This window comes from Kitasatospora arboriphila (assembly GCF_039528095.1).
GTDB lineage: Bacteria > Actinomycetota > Actinomycetes > Streptomycetales > Streptomycetaceae > Kitasatospora > Kitasatospora arboriphila.
In genome coordinates this window covers 130,347-138,508 of sequence record NZ_BAAALD010000008.1, presented here as the reverse complement: position 1 = coordinate 138,508, position 8,162 = coordinate 130,347, and the positions used below count along the sequence as shown (strand labels likewise).

7 protein-coding genes are annotated in these 8,162 nt (G+C 73.0%); 1 reads left to right on the top strand and 6 read right to left on the bottom strand.

Annotated elements, in window-relative coordinates; all coding sequences use genetic code 11:
* Nucleotides 1-71: 71 nt before the first annotated feature.
* Nucleotides 72-512, bottom strand: coding sequence for a hypothetical protein (locus tag ABD353_RS06990; RefSeq protein ID WP_344622593.1), 441 nt, complete (start codon nt 510-512; stop codon nt 72-74).
* A gap of 187 nt (nt 513-699) precedes the next feature.
* On the opposite strand from ABD353_RS06990, the gene ABD353_RS06985 reads away from it, so the two are divergent.
* Nucleotides 700-2,505, top strand: coding sequence for a bifunctional metallophosphatase/5'-nucleotidase (locus tag ABD353_RS06985; RefSeq protein WP_344622592.1), 1,806 nt, complete (start codon nt 700-702; stop codon nt 2,503-2,505).
* A gap of 79 nt (nt 2,506-2,584) precedes the next feature.
* Here the strand turns inward: ABD353_RS06985 and ABD353_RS06980 are convergent, their stop codons facing one another.
* The 5 genes from ABD353_RS06980 to ABD353_RS06960 form a co-directional block, all read right to left on the bottom strand.
* On the bottom strand, nt 2,585-4,030 hold the full coding sequence (locus ABD353_RS06980) for a sensor histidine kinase (protein WP_344622591.1): 1,446 nt from the start codon (nt 4,028-4,030) through the stop codon (nt 2,585-2,587).
* Between the two features lie 59 nt (nt 4,031-4,089).
* A complete protein-coding gene (locus ABD353_RS06975) occupies nt 4,090-4,866 on the bottom strand; it encodes a response regulator transcription factor (protein WP_344622590.1) in 777 nt (258 codons plus the stop codon).
* Between the two features lie 92 nt (nt 4,867-4,958).
* Nucleotides 4,959-6,059, bottom strand: a complete 1,101-nt coding sequence (locus ABD353_RS06970) for a S1C family serine protease (RefSeq protein WP_344622589.1) — start codon at nt 6,057-6,059, stop codon at nt 4,959-4,961.
* Nucleotides 6,060-6,166: 107 nt separating this feature from the next.
* Nucleotides 6,167-7,201 (bottom strand): LacI family DNA-binding transcriptional regulator, encoded by a 1,035-nt coding sequence (locus tag ABD353_RS06965; protein ID WP_344622588.1) that lies wholly within the window; start codon nt 7,199-7,201, stop codon nt 6,167-6,169.
* Between the two features lie 166 nt (nt 7,202-7,367).
* Nucleotides 7,368-8,102, bottom strand: coding sequence for a response regulator transcription factor (locus ABD353_RS06960; RefSeq protein ID WP_344622587.1), 735 nt, complete (start codon nt 8,100-8,102; stop codon nt 7,368-7,370).
* Between the last annotated feature and the right edge of the window lie 60 nt (nt 8,103-8,162).

The following is an 8,162-nucleotide window of genomic DNA, read 5'->3' as shown; positions in this document are numbered from 1 at the left end:
GCGCGCCCCCCCGGGCCGGGGGGCTGTTGCCCTCGGGGGGGCCGGGGCACACCGGCGCCGCCCGCCGGGGCTCACCGGAGACCCTCGGCGGCCCCGGCTGCCAGCACGCCGGTCGCCGCGGCGGCGGTCAGCAGCCAGGCGGCGCCGGTCTGCCACGGCCCCCACGAGGACAACAGCCCCGCGGCCAGGGCGTGCGCGCACCCGTACCCGGCCGCGAGCGTCGCCGCGCCGCGGTCGCCCCGGGCGTACCGGCCCGAGGCGAACAGCGCGAGGCCGGCCGGCAGCAGGAAGGTCAGGCCGCAGAACAGCGCGGGCCCGGTCTCGATCATGCGGACGAACTGCTCCTCGCCGTCCGGGTACCCGGAGGCGTCGCGGGGTGCGGCGAACGGCTGCAGCACCAGGGCCGCGTACGCCGCGGTGCCGAGCGCGGCGGTGAACCAGAGCACCGAGGAGGCGGTCAGCAGCCACCAGGCGGTCAGGCTCGCGGGACGGGGGCGGGCGGGGCTCTCCATGGCGGTGACGCTACGGCCGCTGCGGCAGGCGCCGCCTGAGTACGCGTGCTCAACAACGTGTCAGCTGGTGGAAACCCGCTCGTTACGTCAGAAGACCTGACAGCTACGCGCGTTGACCCTAGGCTTCACTGGTCATGCCACCATGGCCCCGGCCCCCGCCGGGCCCCAGACGGTACGGGGTACCCTCATGTCCACATCCGGTCAGACCGGCAGATACCGCCGTACGGCGCTCGCCGCAGCCGCGGCCGCGGGCCTGCTCGGCACGCTGCTCGTGCCGAGCGTCGCCGAGGCGCACGGCCACCACAAGCCGAAGGTCGAGGACCTCCAGCTCCTCGCCATCAACGACTTCCACGGCAACCTCGAGCCCCCGGCCGGCTCCTCCGGCACCGTCAAGGAGGTCGACCCGGCGACCGGCCAGGTGGTCTCCACCCCGGCCGGCGGTATCGAGTACCTTGCCACCGCACTGCGCGACGCCCGCAAGGGCCACCGCAACACCCTGACCGTCGCCGCCGGTGACATCGTCGGCGCGAGCCCGCTGCTGTCGGGCCTGTTCCACGACGAGCCGACCATCGAGGCGATGAACGAGCTCGGCCTCGACGTCACCAGCGTGGGCAACCACGAGTTCGACGAGGGTTCCAAGGAACTGCTGCGCCTGCAGGACGGCGGCTGCCACCCGACCGACGGCTGCTACACCAAGGGCCGCAAGTTCAAGGGCGCCGACTTCCAGTACCTGGCGGCCAACGTCACCAACGAGAAGACCGGCCGCCCGCTCCTCGACCCGTACTGGATCGCCGACGTGCACGGCGAGAAGGTCGGCTTCATCGGCGTCACCCTGGAGGGCACGCCGAACATCGTCACCGCCGCCGGCGTCAAGGGCCTCAAGTTCGGCGACGAGGTCGAGACGATCAACAAGTACACGGCCGTGCTGAAGCGCAAGGGCGTGAACGCGATCGTCGCCCTGATCCACGAGGGCGGCTACCCGGCCTCCACCACGTACAACTACGACTGCGGCGCGGGCGGCTCCGGCGTCTCCGGCCCGATCGTCGACATCGCGAAGAACATCGACCCCGCGGTCGGCGCGATCGTCACCGGCCACACCCACAACGCGTACGCCTGCGCCATCCCGGACAAGAACGGCGTGCCGCGCTCGGTCACCAGCGCCGCCTCCTTCGGCCGCCTGTACACCGAGATCAACCTGCAGATCGACAAGCGCACGGGTGCCATCGTCCGCCCGTCGGTCACCGCCGCCAACCACGTGGTGCGCCGCACCGTGGCCAAGGCGCCGGACATGACCAAGCTGATCGACACCTACAACAAGCTGGCCGCGCCGATCGCCAACCGCCCGGTCGGCTACATCTCCGCGGACATCAACGGGCGCGGCTCCGCCGACCTCGAGAAGCCGCTCGGCGACGTCATCGCCGACGCCCAGCTGGCCGGCACGGCACCCGCCGACAAGGGCGGCGCGCAGATCGCCTTCATGAACCCCGGCGGCATCCGCTCGGACCTGGTCTACAAGGCCTCCGCGGCCGAGGGCGACGGCGTGGTGACCTACGGCGAGGCGTTCACCGTCCAGCCGTTCACCAACATGATGCAGGTCAAGACGCTCACCGGCGCCAAGGTCGTCGAGCTGCTGCAGCAGCAGGTCAGCGGCCTGAACGACGCCGCGCCGAAGATCCTCCAGGTCTCCAAGGGCCTCACCTACACCCTGGACATGACCAAGACCGGCGCCGCCCGGGTGGTCGTCTCCTCGATCAAGCTCAACGGCACCGCGATCGACCCCGCCGCGTCCTACCGGGTCGCCGCGAACGAGTTCCTGGCGGGCGGCGGTGACGGCTTCCCGGCCTTCACCTCCGGCACCAACACCCTGGTCGGCCCGTCCGACCTGGACCTGTTCAACGCCTACCTGGGCGCGAACAGCTCCGCCGCCAAGCCGCTGGCCCCGCCGGCCCGCGACCGGATCTCCCTGGTCGGCGACGGCACCGACAAGGACTGACGCAGCACCGGCACGAGCCGCGGAGGGCGGGGCACCTGAGGGGGTGCCCCGCCCTCCGCCCGTCCGCGTCCCGCGCCCGCTACTGAGGAGGGGTCGGCTGCCCGGGCAACTGCAGGGTCGCCAGCGCACCCGGGCCGCCGTCCGCGGCGGGGCCGAGCGTCACCTCTCCCCCGGTGTCCCGGACGGTCTGCGCCACGATCGACAGCCCCAGGCCCGACCCGGGCAGCTGCCGCGAGGACGGCGAGCGCCAGAACCGGTCGAAGACGTACGGCAGCTCGTCCTGCGGGATGCCCGGCCCGTGGTCCCGGACGGTCAGTCGGCCGCCCGTCAGCGCCACGTCCACGGTGCCGCCCGGCGGGCTGTACTTCACCGCGTTGTCCAGCAGGTTGATCACCGCCCGCTCCAGCGCCGCCGCGTCCCCGTGCACGTACCAGGGGTGCACCGACACGTCGAAGGCCAGCCCCGGTCCGCGCAGCCGGGCGCGCTCCACCGCGCGCCCGGCGATCTCGTGCAGGGCGACCACGGCGAGGTTCTGACCCGGCTTCGGCGAGTCCGGCCGGGACAGCTGCAGCAGGTCGCCGATCAGCAGGGTGAGCTCCTGCATCTGCGCCTTCATGTTGCCGAGCAGCTTGCTGCGGGTGGCCGGCGGCAGCGGCCGCCCGGTGTCGTCGCTGCGGATCAGCAGGTCGACGTTGGTGCGCAGCGAGGTGAGCGGGGTGCGCAGTTCGTGCCCGGCGTCGGCGATCAGCCGGGTCTGCCGCTCGCGGGAGTTGAGCAGGGCGGTGGACATCGAGTTGAACGAGGTCGACAGCCGCGCGATCTCGTCGCTCCCGTTGACGGGGATGGTCGTCCCGACCTCCTCCGTGCGGGCGATGTGCTCCACCGCGTCCGTCAGCTGGTCCACCGGCTTGAGCGCCGACCTGGCCACGATCCGGCCGATGAACCCCGCACCGACCACACCGACCGCGGCGACCCCGGCGAGGACGAGCGCGAGGTGCTGCAGCGAGTCCTGGACGGCGGTGACGTCCTGCGCGGTCAGCATGATCGCCGGTTCCTGGGACGGCACGATGTAGACCTTCGTCACCCGCACCACGGCGGCCTTGCCGCTGACGAAGACGCCGTCCCGGTAGTGCGCCGTGTTGTCCGGCTCGTTCAGGATCGACTTGTCGCCCGGGTCGGTCTGGATGGCCTTGGCGGCGCCGAGCGGCAGGCAGACCAGGCCGGCGGTGGTGACCAACTGGTTGTCCCAGCGGTTCGGGCCGCCGTGCTCCGGGCCGCCCCGGTTGGGGTGGGTGGCGGCGAAGACCGCGTTGGCGGCCTGCGACTTGGTCAGCGCCTGCTGCGGCGTGTTGCCGCAGCTCGGGAGGGTGTCGCCGGCCAGCTGCCCGTTCGCGATGGTGCGGAAGTCGTACGGCGCCCCGGAGAGGTTGGCGCGGACCTGCCGGTAGAGCTGGTCCTTGACGAAGAACCAGCACAGCAGTGCCGAGAGCGCGATCGCCACGGCGACCGCGGCGGCGGTGAGCATGGCCAGCCTGCTCCGCAGCGAACGGCCGCGGAACCACCCCGTGAGCCGGCCGACCGCCTTCACGCCGCCGCGCCGCTGGCGGGCCGCAGCGCGTAGCCGACGCCGCGCACGGTCTGGATGAGCCGGGGCATGCCGCCGTGCTCGGTCTTGCGCCGCAGGTACATGACGTAGACGTCGAGCGAGTTGGACGACGGTTCGAAGTCGAAGCCCCAGACGGCCTTGAGGATCTGTTCCCGGGTCAGCACCTGCCGCGGGTGGGCGAGGAACATCTCCAGCAGCATGAACTCCGTCCGGGTGAGTTCGATCGGCTTGCCGCCGCGGGTGACCTCGCGGGTGGCGGTGTTCATCCGCAGGTCGGCGAAGGAGAGCACCTCGCCGTCGTCCTCGGCGGCGGCCGCACGGGCGGCGGCCTCGCTGGCGAGGGCGCTGCGGCGGAGCAGGGCGCGGACCCGGGCGAGCAGTTCGTCGAGCTCGAAGGGCTTGGCGAGGTAGTCGTCGGCGCCGACGTCGAGGCCGGTGACGCGGTCGCCGACGGCGTCGCGGGCGGTGAGCATCAGCACGGGTGCGGTGTCGCCGCGCGAGCGCATCCGGCGGACGGCGGTGAGGCCGTCCATCCGCGGCATCATGATGTCGAGCAGCACCAGGTCGGGCCGGTCGCGTTCGACGGCCTCCAGCGCCTCGAAGCCGTCGGTGGCGGTGGTGACCTCGTATCCCTCGAAGGCGAGGCTGCTCTCCAGGGCGTCCCGCAGGGCGGGCTCGTCGTCGACCACGAGGAGCCGCGCGGGGCCGGGGCCGGCGGTCTCGGCAGGGGTGCGGTCGTCGGCGGGGGGAGTCATGGGCTGGGGCCCTTCCTGGCTCTCGTGGGGGCGGTGCTGCGGGGGTGCTGCCATTGTCCTGCGGGAGGTGCCCGGGTGCGGGGAGTGTGCGGTCACAGGTTCCGGCCGGACTGCATGTCCGACAGGACCTGCTTGACGGTGTCGATCGGGATGGCGAAGCCGAGTCCGACGCTGCCGGCGCTGCTGGAGTCGGCGGTGGAGTTGGAGCCGCTCGCCGAGTACATGGCCGAGTTGATGCCGATGACCTGGCCGTTGGCGTTGATCAGCGGGCCGCCGGAGTTGCCGGGGTTGAGCGCGGCGTCGGTCTGCAGCGCCTTGTACGTGGCGGAATCACCGGAGCTGCCGGAGCCGTTGGAGCCGGAGCCGCCCTGGTAGCCGGGCAGCTGCGGGAAGCCGAAGCCGCCGTTGCCGCGGGTGGTGCCCTCGTCGACCTGGACGGTGACCTCGCGGTTCTCGGCGCTGATGATGCCGGAGGTGACGGTGCCGGTGAGGCCCTCGGGGTTGCCGATGGCGACGACCGGGTCGCCGACCCGCACGGCGGAGGAGTCGCCGAGGACGGCGGGGGTGAGCCCGCTGACGCCGGAGGCGGTGATCACGGCGACGTCCAGGGACTTGTCGGTGCCGGTGACGGTGGCCTCGGCGGTGCTGCCGTCCTTGAAGGTGACGGTCATCCGCCCGCCGTCCACCGCGCCCGCTATGACGTGGTAGTTGGTGAGGATCTGGCCCTTGGCGGTGAGCACGATGCCGGTGCCGGTGGCGGTGCCGCTGCCGTCCTGCACGGTGATCTGGACGACGCTGGGGGAGACCGCGCCGGCGATGGCGGTGACGTCGGCGGTGCCGTCGGACTTGGCGGCGACCGGGCTGACCACCGTGCTGGTGGCCGCGGCCAGGGCGAGCCGGCCGCGCAGGAAGTCGCGCCGGGCGTGGCCGCCGGAGCCGGCCGCCGCGTCGGCGCCGGGCCCCTCGGGCGGTACGGGCGGCTCGGGCGGGTCCGCGAAGGCGGCGGTGTACGGCGACGGGAGCTGCCCGCCGCCGGCGGTGTGTCCGGCGGGTTCGGCCGCGGGCGCAGGGTGGGCGTCGGCCGGGTGCGCGGTCGGCTCGTGGGCCGGCCGGGCGGGGTGCGCGGCGGGCCACACCAGGTGGCCGTCGGCGGTGCGGTACGGGTCCTCGCTGCTGCGGTACGGGTCGCTCATGACGACCACGCTCCGCCCGGCGGATGAAGGCTTGATGAGAACGCGCTCAGAACGGTCCGAGAAGCCCGTCAGGTTCTCATAAAGCCTGGTCAGGCCGCAGGTGCGGGCTACTGGCCGTTGCAGCCGCAGGAACGCCGCACGACCAGGCGCGATTCGAACTTGCGCACCCGCTCGGTGTCCGAGCCGGGCACCATCAGCGAGTCGTCGAGCACCAGGTCGACCGCGGCGCGGGCCATCGCGTCGCGGTCGGAGGCGACGGTGGTGAGCGGCGGGTCGGCGAGGGCGGCTTCGGGCACGTCGTCGAAGCCGGCGACGGCGAGGTCCTCCGGCACCTTCAGGCCCACCTCGCGGGCGGCCCGCAGCACGCCGATCGCCTGGTCGTCGGTGGAGCAGAAGATCGCCGGCGGCCGGTTCGGGGAGCGCAGCAGCTCCAGGGCGACCTCGTAGGCGCCGTAGCGGTGGAACGGCGCGTCGACCAGGTGCGGCTCGGCCGGCAGGCCGTGCGCGGCCATGGCGCGCTGCCAGCCCTCGACGTGGTCGATGACCGGGTCGCCGGGGGCGGGGGACTCGACGGGGCCGCCGAAGCAGACCACGTACGGGTGGCCGTGCACCTCCAGCAGGTGGCGGACGGCGAGCTCGGAGCCGCCGACGTCGTCGGTGACCACGGCGACGTCGTCGATCGCCTCTGGCCGGCGGTGCAGCAGCACGACCTTGGCGCCCTCCATCGCGGCGAACTCCTCGGCGGCCCGCTGCGAGGGGCCCTGGCTGACCAGGATCAGTCCGGCGACCCGCATGCCGAGGAAGGCCCGCACGTAGTGGACCTCGCGGTCGTCCACGTAGTCGGAGTTGCCGATCAGCACGAGCTTGCCGCGCTCGGAGGCGGCGCGTTCGACCGCGTGCGCCATCTCGGCGAAGAAGGGCTGCCGGGCGTCGGGGACGACCATCCCGATCAGGTTGGTGCGGCGCGAGGCCATCGCCTGGGCGACGCTGTTCGGCCGGTAGCCGAGCTGCTCGATCGCCGCGAGGACCTTCTCGCGGGTCGCCGGGGCGACCGGTCGGGGTCCGTTGTTGATCACGTAGCTGACGACCGCGGTCGAGGTCCCAGCCAGTCGGGCTACATCGTCGCGCGTCACCTTGGCCACGGAGGGAGTCTACGCGGGTGGCAGGGGGACGGTAGGAGGAGTCTCACGTACCGGAGAGTCACCTGTCGGCCGCGGGCGGGTGCACCCCGCCCCTATCCGGACAAGCCGGACACCAGGGGCCTCGCGGGCGACGGCCGGACGCGGGTGCCGGCCGCCGCCCGCGGGCTCAGGCCTCCTGGACGGCGGCGGCGCGCTGCTCGGCGCCGGACCGGTCGCCGCCCTTGTCCGCCTTGTCCGGGACGACGAACCGGTAGCCGACGTTGCGGACGGTGCCGATCAGCTGCTCGTGCTCGACGCCGAGCTTGGCCCGCAGCCGCCGGACGTGGACGTCGACCGTGCGGGTGCCGCCGAAGTAGTCGTAGCCCCAGACCTCCTGCAGCAGCTGGGCGCGGGTGAAGACCCGGCCGGGGTGCTGCGCGAGGTACTTGAGGAGCTCGAACTCCTTGAAGGTGAGGTCCAGCACCCGGCCCTTGAGCTTGGCCGAGTAGGTGGCCTCGTCGACCGACAGGTCGCCGTTGCGGATCTCCATCGGGGAGTCGTCGGCGGTGACCTGGAGCCGGCCCATGGCGAGCCGGATCCGGGCTTCGACCTCGGCCGGCCCCGCGGTGTCGAGCAGCACGTCGTCGATGCCCCACTCGGCGGTCACCGCGGCCAGGCCGCCCTCGGTGACGATCAGCACCAGCGGGCAGCCGATGCCGGTGGAGCGCAGCAGCTGGCACAGGCTCCGGATCTGCGGCAGGTCGCGTCGGCCGTCGACCAGGATCACGTCGGCGCTCGGGGTGTCGACCAGGGCCGATCCCTCGGCCGGGGCGACCCGGACGTTGTGCAGGAGCAGGCCCAGTGCGGGCAGCACCTCGGCGGACGGCTGCAGGGCGTTGGTCAGCAGGAGGAGAGAACTCATACCCGGTAGTCCCCTTTCCGGGTCGTCGCGGTCGCGTTGCGCCTGCGGCGGGGGCCGGGC

Coding starts and splice junctions, on each gene's coding strand:
- ABD353_RS06960 (WP_344622587.1), bottom strand. CDS start 8,102: ATGAGTTCTCTCCTCCTGCTGACCAACGCCCTGCAGCCGTCCGCCGAG.
- ABD353_RS06980 (WP_344622591.1), bottom strand. CDS start 4,030: ATGCTCACCGCCGCCGCGGTCGCCGTGGCGATCGCGCTCTCGGCACTG.
- ABD353_RS06975 (WP_344622590.1), bottom strand. CDS start 4,866: ATGACTCCCCCCGCCGACGACCGCACCCCTGCCGAGACCGCCGGCCCC.
- ABD353_RS06985 (WP_344622592.1), top strand. CDS start 700: ATGTCCACATCCGGTCAGACCGGCAGATACCGCCGTACGGCGCTCGCC.
- ABD353_RS06970 (WP_344622589.1), bottom strand. CDS start 6,059: ATGAGCGACCCGTACCGCAGCAGCGAGGACCCGTACCGCACCGCCGAC.
- ABD353_RS06990 (WP_344622593.1), bottom strand. CDS start 512: ATGGAGAGCCCCGCCCGCCCCCGTCCCGCGAGCCTGACCGCCTGGTGG.